Here is a 21,801-nt window from a genome sequence, read left to right on the forward strand (position 1 = left end):
GGACGGGTCCCCTCAGCGGTCGTTCTCCAGGCTGCGCCGTTGCGCGTCCGTCAGGCGCGACACCTGGGCCGGGTCCGTGCGGCCGCCCATGCCGACGATCTGCAGCAGGCTCGTGCGGTCGTAGGCCTGGCCGGCGCTGGCCGCCGGCGCGGCCCTGCCCTGCGCGCCGGCGCCGCGGGCGGGCGCCGGCACGGACGTCGCACCGGCGTCGCCGAATCCCAGGATCTGCACGCTGATGATGGACGGCAGCGCCTTCTGCGCCGCGGCGCGCGAGCGGGCCACCGCATCCTGCGCCGCGTTGACCGCGCTGGTGGCCGCCGTGCTGGCGCTGGTCAGCGCCCCGACGTTGACCGCCGCCACCACCGGCACGCCCACGGCTTCGCCCTGCACCTGGATGTTGGCCGCGTTCACCACCTGCAGGGCCGCGATGTTCAGGTTGCCCGACACCCGGATACCCGCCTCGCCCGCGTCGATGGTGCCCAGGGGCGCCAGCAGATCCACGTCGCCGGGCGGCACCTCGGGGATCGGGTTCAGCGTGGCGATGCCCGCCCCGGTGGACGGGGCCTGCGGCGAGAGCTGCACGTTGCCCCACGTGTCGTACGCGCGCCGGGGCGGCGTGTAGACCAGCGTGGTCTTGGATCCTCGGCCGGCGTTGATGTCGCCCTGCGCCGACCAGGCCAGGATGCTGCCGCCGAAGGTCGTCATGATGCGCGACAGCCCCAGCAGGATGCTGCCCTGCGAGTACAACTGCACGTCGCCCCGGCCCAGCGTGATCAGGCCGGCCGTGCCCGGCGGGGGTTCTCCCTGCACGCCCACCACGATCTGCCCGCCCGGCGCCAGCACCTGGATATCCCCGCCCGCCCACGTCTGGATGCCCGACGCGCCGAACTGGGTCATGTCCCCCGCATAGGCGTCCTGCCGCGGGAACAGCGTGGCGATCATCTGGCGCCCGCGCAGGTAGCTGCCGAAGCGCGGGCCGTCCGAGTCGTTGTATTCGCGCCCACCCTCGCGCAGCTCGGTGTAGTACAGCGCGCGCAGGAAGACGCGCTGCTGCTCGGCCGGCAGCGCATCGAAATACGCCCGCGCGGCGGCGGCGCGGTCGGTGCCGCCGTCCGCCTCGAAGCCGTAGCGCGCGCGCAGCCAGTTGACCAGGTACGCCTGGCTGGTGTCCGCGTATTCGCGGCTCAGGTCGCGCGGCGTCTTGTCGTCGGCGGCCCGCACGGCGTTCAGCTCGGCCTGCTTGTCCCGCAGCCACTGCGGGGCGCCGGCTTCGTCGCCCTGGTAGCCGAATTCCTGCCGCAGCCAGCCGGCCAGCGTCAACTCGCCACCATAGGACTGCGCCACCTTGCCCGCCTGGTCCGCCAGCGGCAGGCCCGACGCGACGTCGGCTTGGTTGGCCGGATCCAGGTAGCGCGCGATCAGCGCCGCCCAGTCCGCGCCCTGCGGCCCGGCCGGGCCGAAGCCGACATGGACGGCGATGTCCGCGCCCGGCCGGGTATCGCCCGGGATGATCCCGCCGATGCTGACTAGGCTGCCCATGTTGCCCTGGTAGACGTTGCGCCCGGCGGTCGCTTCCAGCACGCCCGGACCGCCGATCCGCACATTGGCGTAGAAGATGTCCCGGCCGGCCTGCAGGACGGACACGTCGTTGGCGTCCACGTTCATGATGACGCTGGGATCGCTCAGCGGACTATTCGTCGGGCCCATGCCGAAGGCGACGATGTCGCGTCCGGCGCGCACCTGCGCGGCCTTGGCCGCCAGGTAGGAGCCCGGCACGGTGGGCGAGGCCAGGGTGGATGCGCCCAGCGCGGCGTCGACGATGTCGCCATTCACCGCATAGAGGCGGATCGGATTGGCATCGCCCGCATGCAGCGCATCCACGGGGGTATCCATCCCCTGGAAGGCGAAATAGCCGCTGCGCGGACGCAGGGTCGGCAACGCGCCCTCCCAGGCCGGCGGCGTCACGATCACCAGCGTGTTGGTGTCGCAGCCGCAGGAGGAGGTGATATCCAGCTGTTCGACGCCGCCGGTATAGTTGCGCGGGGTCAGCACCCAGGCCGGCTTGAACGGATTGGGCAGGTCGTTGACGCCGGCCCGCGCGCCCGACAGGCCCAGCTTGGCCGTCGCGCCCATCGCGCCCGCCTGGATCGAATCCCTTGCCAGCAGTTCGAGCTGGCCGGCGGGCGAAGGCAGCAGCGCGTAGACGGCCACGTTGGTCGAATACTGCGAACCATAGTAGATGCTGCCGTCCCCGGCCACCGCGTCGAACGTCGAGGGCAGATAACTGCGCCCGGCCCCGGTGTGGAACGGCAGCACGCCGCCTCCCGCCGAGAACAGCGAGACCGCCGTGTCCGGCGTCCACAGCGAGAACCAGTTGCGGCCCGCCCCGGTCTGTTGCGGATTGCCCGCCAGCGTGCCGACGAAACTGTATCCGGCCACGCCGATGTCGCCGACCGAGGGCGGCGCCGCCATGGTCGGATCGACGTAGGAGGACAGCACCAGGTCGCCGCGGCTGCGCACGGAGGTCTGGCCGTCGCCCGGCACGATGACCGGGCCCGCCACGGCGGCGCTCACCCGTTGCGCGTCATACAGGTCCACGCCGCGCGGGTCTTGCGTGCTCTTGGTGCCGTACGTCAGTTTCAGGTGGCCGACGGAGCCCGCCAGCACGTCGATGTCGCCGCGCAGGTTGGTCAGCGTGCCCTGCATCGCGTCGACGTTCGAGATGCTGGGCTGGGCCGGATTGAGCCCCCGGCCAATCCGGAGCACGAGGTCGCCCCCGCCGGTCTGCACCAATGTCCCGCCCGTCACCCGGCCATCGTCGGTGGTATTCACGCCGGTCACGCGGCCGGTCGCGCCGACCGCGACGTTCAAGCCGGTGGCCTGCTTCGGCGTGCCCTCCGGGACGCCGATGTTCACGCTGAACGGCGCCAGCGCGCCGGCATCGCCCTCGGCCAGCAGCGTGACGTTGCCGCCGCCCAGCGCGCCCAGGCCGGAGAAGCCCACCACGCCGACCAATTGCTCATTGCCTCCCAAAGCCGGGTTGTAGCGCACGCCCACGTTGGCGTAGGTGCCGAAGTTGATCGACCAGGCCGTCTGCTGGCCCATGCCCTCGCCCCCCTGGCGCCACAGCCAGGAGGTGATGTTGTAGCTGTTGTAGGAGGGATTGCTCGGACTGAACCAGGTCTGGCCGGTCAGGTCTGCGCGTACCGACACGTACAGGTCCCCACCGTGGTCGGGATACCAGGTCGTGCGGTCTTCCAGCGCGGCATCGTAGGCGGCGACGCCCGTCAGCCTGGCGCGCTGCAGGGTGAACGCCTCGTTGCCCTCGGGCAGGTCCCGCTGCGTGCCCGCGGTATAGACGCCGAACGGCGTGGCCTGGCTGAAATCGCCGCCGGCCAGGATGTCGAGGTCGCCGGTGCCGGTGCGCAGCACGCTGAAGATCGGCATCCTGGTCGAGTTGCTGGTGCGCGGGTCGTTCAGCGTGACGTCGCCCGCGCCGCCCAGCGCGCCGGCCGATTGCAGGCCGCGCATGTCGGCGGCGGCCAGGTCGGCGCCGCCAACCAGCCGGATGGACGCCGACTGGCTGCCCGCCGCCAGCATGGGCGCCACCGCCCATACCGGCCGCGTCGCCTGCGACGTGACGTTGCCGGAAGCAGAGATGACGGTGCCCTGCGGCAGCACCGTGCCCTGGGCCAGGGCGAGGTCGGACGACAGCGTGTAGCCGCCGGACAGCACCAGCGGGCTGCCCGCGTGCCACGTGGTGCCCTGGATCTCGAAGTCGAAAGGCAGCGACGCCCCCTGCCCTACGACCGTGCCCTGCGGCAGCTCGGTGCTGGCGGGAAGGGTCTCGCCGGCCTCCCACGTCCGCCCCGGGGTGACGATCCTGCCCGTGGCGACGACCGCCGTGGGCAGCCGATAGTCCGTGGCCAGCGTGACCTGCTGCGGCAGGATCTTGCCGGCGGCGATCTTCGGCCCGCCCGACAACACGATACGGGCCTTGGCCGGATTGCTGGGATGCGAGATCACGGTGCCGGCCTCGATCACCGCGCCCTGGCCCAGCACGCCATAGACGATGGGGTCGCCAGGGTAGTAGGTGCAGCCGCACCAGTAGTAGTCGGTGATGCTGCCGGACTCGACGTAGACGGGGTCCGGATCCCAGCCCGACCAGGCGTCCACGCCATCGAACACGTAGATGTATTCGCCAAAAGTCGGATTGAGCGGCAGGTCGAGCACATACTGCCGCGCCGCCGCCTGGCCCGCCGACAGCGACTGGCCGCCCGGCAGGTTCACGTCTATCGGGATGACGGCCCCGCTGGCCAGCTTGGTGCCGGACGCCAGCGTCACGTTCTCGGGCAAGGTGTAGTCGGCCGTCAACGTGGCGCCCGCCGCCAGCAGGATCGCGCTGTCGTCCGGCGTGGCGTTGGGACGCCCGAAACCGTCGCTGATGCTGCCCTTGATGTCCAGGTCGCCGGCGGCGCGCACCGCCAGCGCCAGCGGCTCGCCCGCGCCGTAGCGCGCCGAGTTCGGATTGAGGTCGGCATTCGGGCCATAGCGGTAGCGCGACAGGTCCACGTCGCCCTTGATCGTCAGCTTGCCGTTCGAGGCATCGCCGCTGACGATCTCCACGCCCGGCCGCAGGTGATAGGCATCGCCATAGGCGCGCAGCCCCGCCAGGCGGCGCTGCAGGTCGGTATTGGCCAGCGCGTTGTCATGGAAGGCGCGGCTGCGCGCGTCGACCTGGTCCAGGCCCAGGCGGCCCTGGGCGTCGAGCACCGCGCCGCCGGCGCCCAGGCCGTTGTCCTGCATGATCGTGCCGTCGGCATCGCCCGGCTGGTACGTCCAGAAGGCATTGAGGGCGATGCTGGACGCGCCGCGCACGTCGACCCGGCCGGACGCATCCACGCGCACGTCGCCCCCCGTCTCGGTGACGCGGCGCGCGTTCAGCGCCACGCGGCCGTAGGCCACGCCGGGCGCGGAGACGTCCAGCATCGCCCCGTCGTCCAGCCGCAGCCAGCCTTGCGACGCGGTCAGCTCCACCGTGCCGCGGTTCTTCGCCTCGATGGGCTGGCCATAGCTGTCGACCTGCAGCACGGTGCCATGCGCGTCCAGCACGGCGTTGCCCGCCAGGCGCAGGTCGTCGCGCGCGGCCAGGCGGATGGCGCCGGGCTGCGTACCCGACGCGTCGATGCGTCCCGTGACGGTCAGGCTGCCGCCATCGACCGAGACGGTCACGGCGCGCGCCTTCACGCCGTCGCCGATGGTCAGGTCGCCCTGCCGCAGGTTGAAGGCGCGCGCGCCGAAGAAACCGGCTTCGCCCAGTTGCGCGTTGAGCGCGGCGAAGTCGGCGTTCAGGCTGGCCGGCCCGGCGCCGATGCGCTGCGCGCGCACGTCGAACGTGCCGCTGGCCCGGCCCTGGCCGCCGCTGCCGCGCAGCGTGCCGCCCAGCAGTACGGCGCCGTGGCCAGCATCGATGGCCGACAGCCGCAGCGTGCCGGCATCCTGGTTGGCCGCCGACACGTCGATGACCGAACCGGCCCGCTGCACGATGTCGCCGTGCTCGCTCTCGATGACGACGTCGCCCGCCCAGGTGTCGCGCGTCACGTCGAAGAAGCGCAGCCGGCGGCCCGAAACGTCGAGCAGGCTGCCGTCGGCCAGCACGATGTCCCCGTCGGCCGCCAGCGTCAGCCGCCCGCTGGGCAGCACGACGGACGAGGCGAGGTCGATCGCGCCGCCGTGCAGGTCCAGCTGCGCGCCGAGGCTGCCGGCCGCCGAGGGCAGCGCCGGGGCGGCGCCCGCCGGTGCCTTCACCTCGATGGCGCCGCCCGCGCGGTAGCCGATGACCGAGCCCGAGTCGCCGGTGAGCAGGGGCGTGTTCAGATGCAGGTTGCCGCCCGTGCCGGCATAGGTGTCCGGATCGAAACGGGTGCTGGGATCCGCGCCGCGCTGGTAGAACGACACCGTGCCGCGCGCATTGCCGGTGATCCGCTCCTTCGCATTGAAGGTGACGTCGGAGAAGCCCAGCATCAGCCGGTGGAACTCGACCGTGGTATTGGGCTGCGCCAGCGTGGGGTTGCCGAACACCACCGCATCGGCGTCGACCACGAAGCGGCCCTGCCCGGGCCCGGTGGGCAACAGGGCCCCGGGCAGTACGCTGCCGTACTGCGTCTGCGTGTAGTCGGAGAATGTCACCCTGGTCAGTGCGTTGTTCCAGACCAGCGTGCCCGTGCTCAGGCGCACCGTGTCGTCCGCCCCGCCATAGCCGTAGATGGCCGGCGTGTTGAACACCAGTTGCGCCAGGCGCGAGCGGCCCGTGGCCGGGTCGATGGTGTCCAGGTCCACGCTGCCGAAGAAATTGACCGACTTGTTGGCGGTCAGGACCAGGTTCTCCAGGGCAGGCGCGCCCACCTCGGGCACGCCGGCGAACAGGGTATCCAGGAAGCGCTGGTTGAGGTTCATGCCCGGCGGCAGCGCGCCCACGGCCGCCAGCGACGCGTCCGAGCCGATGTTGAACGAGGGCACGGCCAGCGACAGGTTGCGCGTGCCGATGCGCGGCGTGCCGGCCAGCGTCACGCCCACGTCGGAATAGAAGCCGATGGTGCCTTCCGAATATAGCGAGGCGCCATCCTTCAGTTCGATGGAGGTGCCGAACAGGCCGGACGGCGCGTCCATCGTGAACTGCCCGTTGGAGACCAGCAGCAGCGCCATGCCTTCGTACGGCGAAGGCTTGTTGCCGAACAGCAGCCCGCTGCTGTTGGTGTCCAGCCAGCGCTTGCCTCGGCCCAGCGTGCTGATGGCGGCGCCCTCTTCGAGGGTGACTTTCTGCTTGGCCGCCAGCACCACCTGGCTGGCCGACAGCGACGCGCCGCGTTCCAGGACCACGTTCTGCGCCATCCCGTTCGTTTCGAAGGCGACGTTGGGATCGGAATACGAGGCCCCGACCCGCCCGCCCAGGTACAGGTTGGGCGCCTGCACCTTGCCGATCTCCGCGGCCGAGGCCGTGACCGTGGTGGCGTTGTTCTGCCGGGTGCTGCCGGGGCCGGTGAGGACCAGCGTGGCGTTGGTGGGCGCGGTCAGCGAGAAGCTGCCGTCATAGCCGGCCGCGTCGCCGGCCGAGAAGTCGGCGCGGCCGTTGAAGACCAGTGCGCTGTTGGCGGGCGCCGCCGCGGCGGCGCGGGCATTGAACCACAGCCGCTGGCCGTCCGCCTCGATCATCGGCCGCAGCGCGCCGAAGGTGCGCGTCTGCGCCAGTTGGAACGCGGTGTAGCCCTGGTCGTTGTAGGCGGAGTAGGTGCGCAGCGTCTGGCCGGAGGTGAGCGTGACGCGCGTGCCGTAGGCGTCGCGGATGCCCGTGCCGGCCACGCTCTGCGTGCCGGTCAGCACATACGAGCCGTTGCGCAGGGGAACCACCGGCACCTTGGCGGGACGTTCGGCATGGCCGCCCAGTTCGATGCGCCAGGCGCCGGGCAGCAGCGCATAGTTGGCCGGCAGCAGCGTATAGGTGCCGGCCGGCAGGCCGGGCACGCCGTCGGCCAGCGTGATCTGCTGGCCGATCCCGGGCACGTCGCCCGTCCAGGCCTTGTAGTAGCCGCCCGCGACCGGCGCGGTGGTGGCGCCGGGGACGATGGCGTACACCTTGCCGCCCGGGTCGAGCGGATTGAGCAGCGTGTCCACCGAGCCGCCCCGGCCCGTGATGAAGGCGCCGCCGACCAGTTGGCCGCCCCCCGACAGGTCCAGCAGCGACCCCGGCGCGCTGGTCAGCGAGGCGGCGTTGATGCTGACGCCGATGGTGCCGCGGCTGATGGTGCCGCTGTCGTCCGGGAACATGCTGGCGGAATACTGGCCCACCAGCAGTTCGGGCTTGGCCGCGTCGAAGCCGTTGTACAGGTACTTCACGCCGTCGACCGTGCCGCCGAACGGGATGACCAGCCCACGGGTGCTGACCGACGTGATGCTGCCCTCCTGCAGCTCGACCCCCTGCGTCGCATTCAGCGTCAGCAGGCCGAACGGCGCGCGCAGCACGCCCCCCTGGCGGATGACGTCGGCGGTCAAGGTCAGGTTGCCCAGCACGGAATAGGGCTGCGCGGGCACCGCGCCCGTGGAACGGATCTGCAGCACCGAGGGGTCGCTGGCCGGGGTATTGCCCAGTCCGGCGCGGACCGTGGCCGTCACGCCGCTGGCCGGATAGACCTGGGCGGCCGCCAGCTCGATGTCGCCGAACGCGCGCAGTTCGGTGCGGCGCGTCGTGCCGTCATTCAAGGGAGCATCGGACGGCGGCGCCGTGGCCGCCAGGAAACGCAGGTCGCCGCTGCTTTGCAGCGTGGTCTGGTCGAAATCGACCCTCATGGTGTGGCGCAGGTCGATCAGGCCGGCCTCGACACGGAAGGTGCCGCCGATGCCGTACGCCGGCAGCCGGGTCCCGCCCACCATGTCCGGGCCGAAGTTGCTGGCCCCCTTCAGGAGCGTGCCGCCGTCGTACAGCACGTAGGGCGCGCGCAGCGTGACGTTGGCGCCCGGCGTAGTCTGGTAGAGGAATCCCTTGTTCAGCGTCAGGCTGCGGCCCAGGCTGAGATCGACGTCGCCGTCGAACACGATGGCGCTGCGGCCCCACAGCGACAGGCCGTCGAAGCCGCCCGCGGCGATCTGCTCGGCGCTGATGCGCGCCTGGGCGGGCACGAAGGCGGCGTCCATGGCGCCCGGCGCCAGGTCGCCCGGCAACGCGCTGGGCGCGTAGCGCTGGACGACGGTCAGCGCACGGCCGGGCCGGCTGGAGGGATCCACGCCGAACGGGCCGCCATACAGCGGCGACTCCAGCACCAGCGACAGCGTGCCGCCGCTGGCGCCCGCGCCGCCCGACTGCGCGCGCAGGGCCGGCGCACGGCTGCCGTCGTCGCGCAGCAGGTCGTCGACGAAGAATCCCTGGTACGAACTCAGGGTGATCGAGCCGCCATCGCTGGCCACGTCGCGCACGGCGCGATTGTCGCGGCCGCCCGGGCCGATGAGCGCCTGGGCGCCGGACGCGTCGATGCGCGCGCCGGGGCGGATGACCACATAGGCGCCGCTGGAGAGCGTGCCGAGGGAATCGGGGTCCTTGCCGCCGGTGCTGCCCAGTACGACGGATCCGCCGTCCAGCACGACGCCGAACGGATCGCCCTGCCTGTCAAGCGCGGTGTAGGCGCGGCCGGACACATCGAGCAGGCCGTGCTCGCCCACCCACACCGACAGCGCGTCCGTGGGGTCGACGTCTTCGAAGTACGGGTTGTTGACGACCACGGAGCGCAGGTCTTTCAGCAGGCGCGTATTGACGGCCGTGATGGTCCCGCCGGGCGCCACCAGGCTGCCGTCGATGGTGACCTGGCCCTTGCTGGACAGATCGATGCGGTGGTCCGGATCGACGTTGACCACGGCGCCTTCGCCGATGATGACGGCGCCCGTGACCAACTGGGACGCGGGCGCCCCCGCCGCGGGCGGCAGCGGGATGCCGCCCGTCAGGGACAAGTCCGCTCCCGCGCGCTGGGTCATCGTGCCTTGCCGTACGTTCGTGTCGAACAGCGGCGGCAGCGCCAGTTCGACCGCCCCGGCCAGGGCGTCGCCCGCCAGCAGGCGGCGCGGCACGCCGGTGGCCCGGTCGGTGTCGAGGAAGCGGTACACCGGCATGGCCACGTCCACCCGGGCGCCCGGCTGGACGATGGCGCCGGCGGCGCCGGACAGGGTGTACGACGCGAAGCCCTGCTGGAAGAACGCGGAAGCGTCGACTATCTCGAACACGGGAAGCACCGGAGCGGCCACGGGCAGCACCGCGCCGCGCGGCAGGGCCGAGCCGGCCGTCACGATGAGGTCGCCGGCCAGCACCGAGCCGGCCGCATAGGTATAGAGCTTCGGATAAATCGGCAGCGGCGCCGTGAATGCGTCGGCCGGCAGGCGGTAGCCCTCCGGAAACTGGCTGTTGACGGCATAGACGAGATAACCTGCCGGAATCTGCTCGCCCACCGCATAGCTGCGGCCGCCGTTGGCGCTGCCGGGCGGGCGGGCGAACACCCCGCTCATGGGCGGGGCCCAGCCGTTGGGGCCGACGGTCGCCGGAGCCGCGCCGACGTTCACCGAGACGCCGGCGGGCACGATGGCGCCCGGCTTGATGAATCTGCCCGAGGACACCTTCAGCTCGAAAGCCAGCCGGGTGCCGGCCGGCACCACGAAGTCTTCTCCTACCGTGAGGTCGAACGGCGCGGTCTCGCCCGGCGTCAGTTGGCCGCGCGTCTGCAGCAGCGTGCCCCCGATGGACACCGCCGCTGGCGTGACGATGCTGAGTTTGCCGCCGCGCGCGAAACCGTAGGACGCGATCGTGCCGCCCCCGTCGATGACCAGCCCGCCGGCATTGAGCGAGACGTTGCCGCCGGCGCCGCCGGCCGTGGAGCCGTCGGCCCGCACCGCGCCGCCCGCCGAGGCGTCGATGCGCGAACCCACTTCGAGCGACAGCGCCCCCGCGGCGCCCAGCGTGACCGAGCCGCCGTCGCGGAACGCCATCCCCCACGCCTGGGCGGGATCCAGCGACGCATTGGTCCACAGGCCGCGCGTATCGATGGTCACGCCGCTCGGGAGCGTGAGGTCGCGCGCATCGCCGTACGGGCTGGTCAAGGCGCGGATGCTGACCGAGCCGGCGCGGGCGGTCAGGTCGCCATACACCGAGAGCGCGCCCATCGAGAGGTCGATGAAGCCGCCCGGCGACATCGTGAGATCGCCTCCGATCGTCAGGTCGCCCAGGGTGGCGGCGCGCAGCCCGGCCAGGCCGGACGCGTTGACCCGGTCCAGGCTGATCCATACCAGGCTGCCCTGCTGCGCGCCTTCGACGGGCGGCGCATTGTCGATCCGGATCGGGGCATTCTGGTTCAGGCGCGCCGAGACCCCCTCCGAGCTCAACGAGGCATCGTAGCTGTCCAGGGCAAGCACGCCACCCAGCGCGGCCTGCGTCTGGCCCAGTTTGTAGGCGTCGTCCATCGCCAAGGGCCGTGCCTCGGTCTGGCGCGGGCCGTTGTAGGCCGACGCATCCAGCTCGCCCTCGAGCCGGGCGCTGGACGACTGCACGATCAGGCGGCCGGCATCGCGGCCCACCGTGTAGCCCTGCTCGTAGCGCCGTGACGGCCCCAGCAGCGGGTTGCGGAAATAGCGCGTAGCATTGCCGCCCCAGCGCGCATGCGCGTCTTCATAGCCCTGGTACAGGCCCTGGTACGTCAGGTCGCCCGGCGCCGTATCGGCCGTGTACAGCCGGCCGTCGCTGCCGCGCAGCCACGAGAGATTGATCCAGCCGCTTTGCACGTCGAGCGTGCCCCCGGACAGGTTGACGCGCGAGCCGGCCTGCGTGATCACGTTGTCGGTGGCCAGGTTGACGGTGCCGCCCTGCGCGGTCCATTCGCCGATGGTGTGGCCCTGGTTGCCCACGTAGCCGCCCACCTCCAGCAGGCCGCCCGCCGTGTACCAGCGATCGCCTTCGTAGCCGCCCGTGCCGGCTTTCACGTAGGTCAACGTGCGGCGATCGACCCACAGGTCGTCGTTCATCAGCCTGCCGCTGTCGCGATTGATCGGCGCGTCGCGCAGCTCGTTGCCCTGGACATTGATGCGCAGATTGTTGCGCTCCATCGCCACCCGCACGCCGACGCTGCCCGCCACGTCCAGGCGCGCGCCGCCATCGAGCTGGATGACCCCATAGGTGGTGGCGATGGCGCCGGGCCCGGCCTCCTTGGTGCCGGCCGTACTGTTGCCGGCCGACACGGCCAGTTGGCCGCCCGTGGCCAGCGTCAGCGAGCCTTCGGCGAAAGTCACCGCGCCGCCCCCGACGATCTCGACGCGCGACTGGTCGCGCCGGTCGGCCAGCGTCGAATAATTGTCGAAGTTGCGGCCAGCGCTCTTGGACGCCGTGACGCGCTGCGTGTCCAGCGCCGCGGACTCCTGGATGAGCGCATCGCGCTGGCTGTCCAGCGCCGTCTGCCCGTCGTCGCCCAGCGTGATCGCCCCATCGTTGCCGATGGCCACGTCGCCCGCCACGATGGCCGTGACGGCGCCCGCGCCCAACGCCACCTTGCCGCGCGCGTCGTTGGCGGAATTCAAAAGGTGGATGGTGCCGCGCGTGTTCACCGAGGTGGTGCTGACCGCCACGCCAGCCTGCTCGACCATGCGGCCGGCCAGCGTGATGTCCCCTTCGCGCGCCAGGATCAGGCCGCTGTTGCGCACCAGCCCCGCGGGATTGGGCACCGGATTGCCGCCGCCATCCACGCCATCGGCATTGAACTGCGGCGCGATCTCGTTGCCGCGCGTGGTCGAGAACTGGTTGCCCGTGGTGCCGTAGCCCTTGCGGATGATGAAACTGTTGCCCGCCGCCAGCTGCGCCTGGCCCCTGCGCGTGACCAGGGTGCCCGCGTTGCTGGCCTCGCGGCCCAGCAGCAGCACGTAGCCGCCGCCGTCCGTCACCGACACCGGCTCGTGCGTGACGATGCGCGCGCCCGCCTCGACCGACACGGCGCCCGCCACGGCCTCGGTGAAGGTCGGCGTGGTGACGCTGGCGCCGTACAGGCCATTATCGATGAACTGCGTATCGGTGATCTTCGCCGCGGCCGCCACCAGGTTGCGCACGTTGACCTGGCTGCCCCCGCCGAACACCACGCCGTTCTGGTTGACCACCATCACCGTGCCCTGCGCCGTCAGGGCACCCTCGACGCGGCTGGGCGCCACGCCCGGCTTCACGCGGTTCAGCACGGCCCAGCCGCTGGCCTTGGACGGGTCCTGGTCCGGACTGCCGCCGCTCTGGTCGAACGCCAGCGTGGTATCGCGGCCGACGTTGAAGGTGTCCCAGTTGAGAATCGCCCGGTCGGCGGTCTGCTTCACCGTGACGACCGTGCGGCCGTTCTCGGTGCGCTGGGTGGGCAGCGCCGCATTGCGCCACAGCGCCGGGTCGAGCACGCGGGTCGGGGCCAGCGCATCGTCGGCCGCGCCGGCGGCCAGCTTCAGCCCGCCTTCGGCCAGGCCGTCGGGCACCGTGCCGGGCTGGCCCAGCGCGGCCGCGCGCGCGGCATTCTGCGCCGCCACCTGCGCGGCGATGGCCGAGGCCGTGCGGCCCAGGTTGTCCACCGATTGCTGCAGCTTCTGCTGCGCCTGCTGGCGCTGGCGCGCCGACGAGGGCATGGCGCCGGTGCGGGCGCCGGCGTTGGCGCGGATCTGCGCCTTGGCGCCGTCCTGCGCGAACCAGGCGCCGCCCGCATGCGAGGCCGCCGGCATGGCCGCTGCGCCGGCGGTCAGCGCCATGGCCAGCGCGCGCGCCAGGGGAGCCATGCCGAAACCGGCATGCGCCGCGCGTCCGCGACCACGATTGTTGCTGTTGCGCCCGATGTTGTTCATGCCCGTCCCTTCCGATAAGCCAAAGTCGATGCGGTACCGGCCGCACGGCGCGGTCGGAATTGCTGCCGGCCTGGCGCGGCCCATGCCGCGGCCAGGGCCGGATATGGCTAAAACGAACGGCTTGCGAAGATCCCGCAAACTTTCTATTTGAATTATTTCTTGCAGTTCACGACGCCAACGTGACGCGCCCGGGCATGGCCTCGGACAGGAACGAGCGCGACGGCCGGAGAAACCGGTGTCAGGTAAGAATGAGCACGCCGCCCGGCAACGCCCGGGCGTCGAGACCGAAGACGTGCTGAAGCTGCGTCAGCGCCAGATCGAGCGAGGCGATGCGGAAGTGGCCGGTGACCATCTCGCGGCGCGCCGCGTCGTTCATCAGCACCACGCGGCCGGGCCGATAGCGGTTGATCTCGTCCAGCACCTGGGGCAGCCGGGTATGGCGGAACACCAGGATGCCGTCGCGCCAGGCAGACACCTCGTCCAGGTCGACGCGGGTGGCCGCGCCGACGGTGGCCGGGTCGTAGACCACCTGCTGCCGCGCCTGCAGGATGAGTCCTCCCGCGGCATGCTCCAGGCGCACGGCGCCCTCGACGCAGGTGACGCAGACTTTGCCGCCCTCGAGCCGCCGCACGTCGAAGCTGCCGGACTGCGCGTGCGCGCTGCCCGCGCCGGCGGTGACGGCGAACGACCGTGCGCCGCCGGCCAGGTCGACGGCCGCCTCGCCGCTCAACAGCTCCAGCCCCACCAGCGCGCCCGCGCTGACTTGCCGGCGCGCGCTCGTGGCGGTATTCAAGACGACGCTGACATGCTCGGCCAGCGCCAGCGTGCGCTGCTCGCCGCGCGCGGTGCGGTAATCGGCGCCCCACTCGGACGGCGCCGGCCACAGCCCCAGGGGCGGATAGGCCACGGCCACCCCGGCCGCGGCGACCGCCCCGGCCGCCGCCCCGAGGAACGCGCGCCGGCCGCGCCGGTCGGGCTTGCCGGACCGCTTCAGGCGGGCATGGGCGGCGCGCAACTCGGCATTGCCGCGCAGCAGTTGCCCGGCCGCGGGCCGCAGCACCGCCCAGCGGCGCACGACTTCTTCATGCACGGCCCGGTGCGCCGGACTGGCCGCCAGCCACTGGCGGAACCGCTGCTCGTCCCGTTCGGTGGCGTGGCCGGAATTCAGCAGGCGCAGCCATTCCCAGGCCTGCTGTGTGAGCGGGTCGCGGGCAACGGGAGATTCGTCGGCGGTCGGTGAGGTCATGGTCTGTTCTATAAACGAATGGCGGGCGCGCAACCCGCAATCGTCGCATTCATCGGTCCTGGGGGTCGAAGTGGGCGTCCAGCGCATCGTGGGCGCGCTTCAGCTCGTATTCGACGGTACGCAGCGACACGCCCAGGCGGCTGGCCACTTCCTTCTGGGTGAGGCCGTCCCAGTGCACCAGCACCACGATCATCCGGCGCCGCTCGGGCATGCCTTCCATGATGCGGCTCAGCGCGTCGAGGTCGGAACGCGCGGCGGCGGTCTGCTCGGGGCCGGGCCGCGGGTCGGCGGCGTCGTCCAGCCAGGCGTCGGCCTGCTCGCCGGACACCGAGCGGCGCTGGCGGCGCTGGATGTCCACGGCGATGTTGACCGCCATCCGCACCAGGTAGGCGCCCGGGCTGTCCATGGATCGCTCGTCGCGGCGCGCCTTCAGGCGCACCCAGGTGTCGTGCAGCGCATCGCCCGCCAGGTCGGCGTTGCCCAGCAGATGCGTCAGCCGCCCCTTCAGGTTGGCATAGCGCTTGTTCAGATAGTCGAGCAGGGTCTCGCTCATCGCGGCGTCCCGGTGCGCTTGGCGGCGGCGCGGCGGAGCCGGCCCGTCATCGGCTCGCTCCGGCGGGCCGGCAGGGGGAGACGCCGGCCGCGGCGGGCTGCAGGCTCATCACGAACGGCCGGCGCAGCTCGGGCCGCGGCGGCGGCGCCCCGATGCTGACGCGGCCCAGCGTGGCCAGCAGCGCCACGTCGCGATAGGCGTCTCCGGAAGACTGCAGCAGGCGCGCATCGCGCACGCGGCCGCCGCCGTCCACCCGGACGCGGAACAGTGCCTGGTACGCGCCGGGCGCCGTACGCGGGTCGTCGCACAGGGCTTGCCAGATGCGGGCCTGGACCAGGCCCGGGTAGCCATCCAGTGCGGCGGACGGCACAGGATCGGGCGCGGCGCGGCCGGATGGCCGGCGCAGCATGAACGTCCGGCCATGCGGGGTGACGACCGGTTCGGCCACCAGTCCGGTGCCGGCCAGCAACTGGCGCAAGGCGGCGTCCGCGGTCAGGCGGCCCCGCACGGGCGACGAAGTCAGTCCGGCCAGCAGGCTGCTGGAGAACAGCGCGGGCTGTCGGGAAATGTCGCCGTACTGGTACAACGCGTCCTCCAGCGGCTGGGCCGGGATGTCGAAATCGACGAGGGTATCCGCCATGACGGCTGCGTCCGCCGAGGCATCGGGGGCCGGCGCGGCCGGCGGCGGCGCGGCGGCCACCGCCAGTCCGCACAACACGCGCAGCATCGAGCGGGTCAGGCCGGGGTCATGCGGATGCATCGAAGCCGCGTGCTCCGCGTCCGGCCGCGCGGGCAGGCGCGCAGGCAAGTGAACAGTCCGGCAAGATCGGCCCCCTGTGAACCGGGCGATGATGCCAACCATATATGACTACTCCGTTACGCAGCGGCGATCATGGCGCCGGGCTGCGGCGGGGGGACGGGCTAGAATACCGGTTTCCCCAGCCAAGGCGCCCCCGGGATCTACACCCGTCACGGCGAACTTCGATGCAAGAAACCACCCTCAAGCGTGCGCCGGCCCCGGCCGGCGCGCGCGCCGCCTCACCGGACGGCGCTCCCCGCAAACTGTATATCCGCACCTTCGGCTGCCAGATGAACGAGTACGACTCGGACAAGATGGCCGACGTGCTGCGCGACGACCAGGGCCTGGAACTGACCGACTCGCCCGAAGAGGCCGACGTCATTCTCTTCAATACCTGTTCGGTACGCGAGAAGGCCCAGGAGAAGGTCTTCTCCGACCTGGGCCGCGTGCAGCACCTGAAAAAGCTCAATCCGCGCCTGGTCATCGGCGTGGGCGGCTGCGTGGCCAGCCAGGAAGGCGAGGCCATCGTCAAGCGCGCGCCCTATGTCGACGTGGTGTTCGGCCCGCAGACCCTGCACCGCCTGCCCGAGCTCATCGCGCGCCGCCGCGCGCAGGGCCGTTCGCAGGTCGACATCAGCTTCCCCGAGATCGAGAAATTCGACGCCATGCCGCCGCCGCGCGTGGATGGCGCCACCGCCTTCGTGTCCATCATGGAAGGCTGTAGCAAATACTGCAGCTTCTGCGTCGTGCCCTACACGCGCGGCGACGAAGTCTCGCGTCCGTTCGACGACGTGCTGGTCGAGGTGGCCGACCTGGCCGACCAGGGGGTGAAGGAAGTCACGCTGCTGGGCCAGAACGTCAACGCCTACCGCGGCGCGATGGGCGATTCCGGCGAGATCGCCGACTTCGCCACGCTGCTGGAATACGTGCACGAGATCCCCGGCATCGAGCGCATCCGCTACACCACCTCGCATCCCAAGGAAATGACCCAGCGCATGGTCGACGCCTATGCGCACCTGCCCAAGCTGGTGTCCTTCCTGCACCTGCCGGTGCAGGCAGGCAGCGACCGCGTGCTGGCCGCCATGAAGCGCGGCTACACGGCGCTGGAATTCAAATCCGTGGTGCGCAAGCTGCGCGCCGCGCGCCCCGGGCTGACGCTGTCGTCCGACTTCATCGTGGGCTTCCCTGGCGAAACCGAGGAAGACTTCGAGAAGACCATGAAACTGATCGCGGACGTCGGCTTCGACACCTCGTTCTCCTTCGTCTACTCGCGCCGCCCCGGCACGCCCGCCGCCGACCTGCACGACGACACGCCGCAGGACGTCAAGCTGCGCCGGCTGCAACGCCTGCAGGCCCTGATCAACGAACAGGCCGCCGCCATCGCCAACGGCATGGTAGGCACGCGCCAGCGCGTGCTGGTCGAGGGCGAGTCGCGCCGCGACGCCCGCGAACTGATGGGCCGCACCGAGAACAACCGCATCGTCAACTTCGCCGCGCCGGCCCGCCTGATCGGCCAGATGGTCGACGTCGAAATCACGCACGCGAACACCAACACGCTGCGCGGCCGGGTGGCCACCGGCTCGCCGGATGGCTCCGGCAGCCACTGCGCCACGCAGCAGGCAAGCGCCCGCATCACTGCGGGCCAGGACACCGAATGAGTACAGCCCCCCGCGGCCGCAAGCGGCTGATGCCCGTCATCATCACGCTGGACGGCGACAACACCCACCTGGCCAACCTGTGCGGCCCCCTGGACGAGAACCTGCGCCAACTGGCCGACGGCATGGGCGTGCGCCTGTCGCGGCGCGGCTCGCGCGTCACCATCGAGGGCGAGCAGGCAGAACTGGCCGGCCGCGCCCTGCGCCGTTTCCATGACCAGGCCACGCACCGCGAACTGTCGATCGACGACATCCAGTTGGGCCTGGTCGAGATCGGCGTCGGCCGCCAGGCCGAGGAAGAATCCCAGGAGATCGACCCGCGCGAACAGGGCGCCAACGGCCTGCCCGGCCTGGAAAGCGAGGACGGCACGCCGATCCTGCGCACCCGCCGCTCCGACCTGCGCCCCCGCACGCCGCGCCAGCGCGACTACCTGGAAAACATCCTCAAGCACGACATCACCTTCGGCGTGGGCCCGGCCGGCACGGGCAAGACCTGGCTGGCGGTGGCCTGCGCCATCGACGCCATGGAGCGCGAGACGGTGCAGCGCCTGGTGCTGACGCGTCCGGCCGTCGAGGCCGGCGAGCGCCTGGGCTTCCTGCCCGGCGACCTGGCCCAGAAGGTCGACCCCTATCTGCGCCCGCTGTACGACGCCCTGTACGACCTGATGGGTTTCGACCGCGTGCAGCGCCTGTTCGAGAAGCAGACCATCGAGATCGCGCCGCTGGCCTACATGCGCGGCCGCACGCTGAACCACGCCTTCGTCATCCTGGACGAGGCGCAGAACACGACGCCCGAGCAGATGAAGATGTTCCTGACCCGCATCGGGTTCGGCAGCAAGGCGGTCATCACCGGCGACCCCTCGCAGGTCGACCTGCCGCGCGGCCAGCGCAGCGGCCTGGCGCATGCCGTGCAGGTGCTGGAAGACGTGCAGGGCATCGCCACCACGCGCTTCACCAGCCGCGACGTGGTGCGCCACCCCCTGGTGGCCCGCATCGTCGACGCCTACGACCTGGCCGCCCAGAATGAAGAGTCCTGACCTGTCCCTGGCGGTGCAATACGCCGTGGCCGAGCCGCGCCTGCCGCGCTGGCGCCTGCGCCGCTGGGCGCAGTACGCCCTGGCGGGCGCCGCGCAGGACGGCATGGCCGGCTTCGACGCCGCCGAACTCAGCCTGCGCCTGGTCGGGCAGGCCGAGGGACGGCGCCTGAACCGCGAATTCCGCGAGCGCGACTACGCCACCAACGTGCTGACCTTCGAGTACGGCATCGGCCCGGACGGCGTGGCGCGCGGCGACGTCATCATCTGCGTGCCGGTGCTGGCGCGCGAGGCCCGCGAGCAGGGCAAGACCCTGCTGCACCACGCCGCCCACCTCACCATCCATGGCGTGCTGCACGCGCTGGGCTACGACCACATCCGCGCGCGCGACGCCAAGCGGATGGAAAGCCTGGAAACGGCCGTGCTCGCCCGCATGGGTATCGATGACCCTTATATCGCGCCAGCCGGGTAACCGCGTAACAAACCTGCAGCCAGGATTCGGTTATGCTGGCCTCTCCCCAACTTGTCCGCTTGGACGATGTCCGACCCTTATCCTGCCACCGATGCGCCCGCGCGCAACGCAAAATCCTCCAAGTCCCTCCTCGACCGTGTCCTGGGCCTCGTACGCCGTGAGCCCGAAGACCGCGAAGGCATCAAGGCCGTACTCGACGCCGCGCACGAACGCCAGCTGATCGACGCCGAATCCTATTCCATGATCAAGGGCGCGCTGGCCGTGTCCGAGCTCACCGTGGCCGACATCATGGTGCCGCGGGCGCGCATGGACTTGCTGGACATCTCCCAGCCGCTGCCGCAGCTGCTGGCCATCGTCATCGAGACGGCCCATTCGCGCTTCCCGGTCTATGAAGACGATCGCGACAACATCATCGGCATCCTGCTGGCCAAGGACCTGCTGCGCTGCATGCTGGAGCCCGGCATCGAACTGCGCGCGCTGGTCCGTCCCGCCGTGTTCATTCCCGAAGCCAAGCGCCTGAACGTGCTGCTGCGCGACTTCCGCGCCAGCCGCAACCACCAGGCCATCGTCATCGACGAGCACGGCGGCATCTCGGGCCTGGTCACGATGGAAGACGTGCTGGAGGAAATCGTCGGCGACATCGAGGACGAGTACGACGAGGACGACACCGCCTCGATCATTCCCGAGGCCGAGAACCAGTGGCGCCTGCTGGCCGCCACCGAGATCAGCCACTTCAACGACACGTTCCAGACCGACCTGCCCGACGACGACTACGACAGCGTCGGCGGCTGGATGGGCGGTGAACTCGGCCGTATCCCCAAGCGTGGCGACATCGCCGTGCGGGGCGATCTGCGCATCGAAGTCATCCGGGCCGACGCGCGCCGCGCGCTGTGGCTGCGGGTGCGCCGCCTGCCGCAGCGTCCGGCCGCCGAATCCGCCACGCCCGCCGAAGCGTAAGCATTGCCGCCCGGCCTTGGCCGGGCGGACGTCACATCCGGGCCTCGGCCACGCAGCAACAAGAAGGGTAAGCCCGTGAACACCACACCCCCGCGGTGGCGCACCGCCGCCACGCTAGCCCTGGCCGGCGGCGTGCATGCCCTGGCCTTCGCTCCCGGCCCCCTGCCGGCGTGGTCCCTGTCCATCGTACAGGTGCTGGCGCTGGCCGTACTGGCCCGCAGCACCCGGGACGCCCGGCGCGGCTGGCACGCCTTCGCGCGCGGCTGGTGGTTCGGCCTGGTCAGCTTCGGCATCGGGCTGTATTGGCTGTTCATCAGCATGAACCACTTCGGCGGCCTGTCGGCCCCGCTGGCCGTGGCCGGCGTGGTGGCGCTATCCGCTTTCCTGGCCCTGTTCGCGGGGTTCGCCGGCATGCTGTCCGTGTGGCTGCGCCCCACCGGCAGACCCGTATCGCCGCTGGCCCATGCCCTGACCTGGGCCGCCGCCTGGGCCGCCCTGGAATGGCTGCGCAGCGTGCTGTTCTCCGGCTTCCCGTGGCTGAACATCGGCTACGCGCACGTGGACGGCCCCCTGGCCGGCTGGGCGCCCCTGCTGGGCGTGCACGGCATGGCCCTGCTGGCCGCGCTGGCCGCCGCCGCACTGGCTTCCATTCCCCTGTCCTCGGCCGGACGCCTGCGGCCCTCGCTGCCCGTGCTGGGAACCGCATTGGCGCTGGTCGCGGCGGGCTGGCCCCTGGCCCGCGTCGAATGGTCCACCCCCGAGGGCAGGCCCATGAACATGCGGCTGGTGCAAGGCAATATCGGCCAGTCGCAGAAGTTCGATCCGGCCCTGCTGGAAGAGGGCATCATCAGCCACATGCGGCTGGCCGTGCAGGCGCCCGCCGCCGGCGAGCCCGCGCCCGACCTGATCATCCTGCCCGAGACCGTGCTGCCGCTGTTCCAGGACCAACTCGATCCGCAGGTGTGGGAAACCTGGCGCAAGCTGGCGGAACGCCAGAACAGCGCCATCGCCATGGGCGTGCCGCTGCACACCATCGAGGCCGACGGCTCGCAGCGCTACACCAACAGCGCCATCGGCTTCGACGCCAATACGCCTTTCGAGCAGATCGCCGCCGGCACCATGCCGCAGCGCTACGACAAGCGCCATCTGGTGCCCTGGGGCGAATACGTGCCGCCGGGCTTCGGCTGGTTCGTGCAGATGCTGAACATCCCGCTGGGCGAATTCGACCGCGGCCCGGTGCGCCAGCAGCCATTCGACATCCGTGGCCGGCACCTGGCGTTCAACATCTGCTATGAAGACCTGTTCGGGCCCGAGCTGCTGCCGGCGATATTGCCCGGCCCCAATGGCGAGCCGGGCGCGACCATCCTGGTCAACCTGAGCAATCTGGGGTGGTTCGGCAACAGCTGGGCGCTGCGCCAGCATTTGCAGATCGGCCGCCTGCGCAGCGTGGAAACCGCCCGGCCCATGGTGACGGTGACCAATACCGGCATCACCGCGTCGATCGACGCGCATGGCCGCGTCGACGCGATACTGCCGCCGCACACGGCGGGCATCCTGCCCGTGACGGTGCAAGGCATGACGGGCCTGACGCCGTATACACGCTATGGCGATGCCCCGTTGCTGCTGCTGTCGGGCGTATTGCTGATCGTCGCGGCCGCTCGGCGCGGGCGCAAGACACGTTGATGAAAGGACGCACCGCCGA

The 21,801-nt window shown here is 71.2% G+C and carries 9 protein-coding genes; 5 read left to right on the forward strand and 4 right to left on the reverse strand.

Annotated elements, in window-relative coordinates; all coding sequences use genetic code 11:
- Positions 1-12 precede the first annotated feature (12 nt).
- The 4 genes from A6745_RS02280 to A6745_RS02295 form a co-directional block, all read right to left on the reverse strand.
- Positions 13-13,383 (reverse strand): filamentous haemagglutinin family protein, encoded by a 13,371-nt coding sequence (locus A6745_RS02280; protein ID WP_066123016.1) that lies wholly within the window; start codon positions 13,381-13,383, stop codon positions 13-15.
- Positions 13,384-13,621: 238 nt separating this feature from the next.
- Complete coding sequence (locus A6745_RS02285) at positions 13,622-14,629, reverse strand: FecR family protein (protein ID WP_066123020.1); 1,008 nt, start codon at positions 14,627-14,629, stop codon at positions 13,622-13,624.
- Between the two features lie 49 nt (positions 14,630-14,678).
- A complete protein-coding gene (locus tag A6745_RS02290; protein WP_066123021.1) occupies positions 14,679-15,182 on the reverse strand; it encodes an RNA polymerase sigma factor in 504 nt (167 codons plus the stop codon).
- Positions 15,183-15,228: 46 nt separating this feature from the next.
- The gene (locus A6745_RS02295; RefSeq protein WP_066123023.1) at positions 15,229-15,942 is read right to left on the reverse strand and encodes a secretin and TonB N-terminal domain-containing protein; all 714 of its coding nucleotides are present in this window, start codon (positions 15,940-15,942) and stop codon (positions 15,229-15,231) included.
- Between the two features lie 224 nt (positions 15,943-16,166).
- Between A6745_RS02295 and miaB the strand changes: the two genes are divergently transcribed.
- The 5 genes from miaB (at position 16,167) to lnt (ending at position 21,782) form a co-directional block, all read left to right on the forward strand.
- Positions 16,167-17,639, forward strand: a complete 1,473-nt coding sequence (gene miaB, locus A6745_RS02300; protein WP_066123026.1) for a tRNA (N6-isopentenyl adenosine(37)-C2)-methylthiotransferase MiaB — start codon at positions 16,167-16,169, stop codon at positions 17,637-17,639.
- Complete coding sequence (locus A6745_RS02305; RefSeq protein ID WP_066123027.1) at positions 17,636-18,673, forward strand: PhoH family protein; 1,038 nt, start codon at positions 17,636-17,638, stop codon at positions 18,671-18,673. The genes miaB and A6745_RS02305 overlap by 4 nt, the downstream gene beginning before the upstream one ends.
- Positions 18,660-19,142 (forward strand): rRNA maturation RNase YbeY, encoded by a 483-nt coding sequence (ybeY, locus tag A6745_RS02310; RefSeq protein WP_066123029.1) that lies wholly within the window; start codon positions 18,660-18,662, stop codon positions 19,140-19,142. The genes A6745_RS02305 and ybeY overlap by 14 nt, the downstream gene beginning before the upstream one ends.
- Before the next feature lie 66 nt (positions 19,143-19,208).
- The gene (locus tag A6745_RS02315; protein WP_066123030.1) at positions 19,209-20,099 is read left to right on the forward strand and encodes an HlyC/CorC family transporter; all 891 of its coding nucleotides are present in this window, start codon (positions 19,209-19,211) and stop codon (positions 20,097-20,099) included.
- 75 nt (positions 20,100-20,174) lie between these two features.
- On the forward strand, positions 20,175-21,782 hold the full coding sequence (gene lnt / locus A6745_RS02320; protein WP_066123032.1) for an apolipoprotein N-acyltransferase: 1,608 nt from the start codon (positions 20,175-20,177) through the stop codon (positions 21,780-21,782).
- Positions 21,783-21,801: the final 19 nt, after the last annotated feature.

Source organism: Bordetella ansorpii (assembly GCF_900078705.1).
Classification (GTDB): domain Bacteria; phylum Pseudomonadota; class Gammaproteobacteria; order Burkholderiales; family Burkholderiaceae_B; genus Bordetella; species Bordetella ansorpii_A.

Excerpts from the sequence above, each read along its gene's own strand:
- A6745_RS02280 (WP_066123016.1), bottom strand. The coding sequence starts at position 13,383 with ATGAACAACATCGGGCGCAACAGCAACAATCGTGGTCGCGGACGCGCG.
- A6745_RS02285 (WP_066123020.1), bottom strand. The coding sequence starts at position 14,629 with ATGACCTCACCGACCGCCGACGAATCTCCCGTTGCCCGCGACCCGCTC.
- A6745_RS02290 (WP_066123021.1), bottom strand. The coding sequence starts at position 15,182 with ATGAGCGAGACCCTGCTCGACTATCTGAACAAGCGCTATGCCAACCTG.
- A6745_RS02295 (WP_066123023.1), bottom strand. The coding sequence starts at position 15,942 with ATGCATCCGCATGACCCCGGCCTGACCCGCTCGATGCTGCGCGTGTTG.
- miaB (WP_066123026.1), top strand. The coding sequence starts at position 16,167 with ATGCAAGAAACCACCCTCAAGCGTGCGCCGGCCCCGGCCGGCGCGCGC.
- A6745_RS02305 (WP_066123027.1), top strand. The coding sequence starts at position 17,636 with ATGAGTACAGCCCCCCGCGGCCGCAAGCGGCTGATGCCCGTCATCATC.
- ybeY (WP_066123029.1), top strand. The coding sequence starts at position 18,660 with ATGAAGAGTCCTGACCTGTCCCTGGCGGTGCAATACGCCGTGGCCGAG.
- A6745_RS02315 (WP_066123030.1), top strand. The coding sequence starts at position 19,209 with ATGTCCGACCCTTATCCTGCCACCGATGCGCCCGCGCGCAACGCAAAA.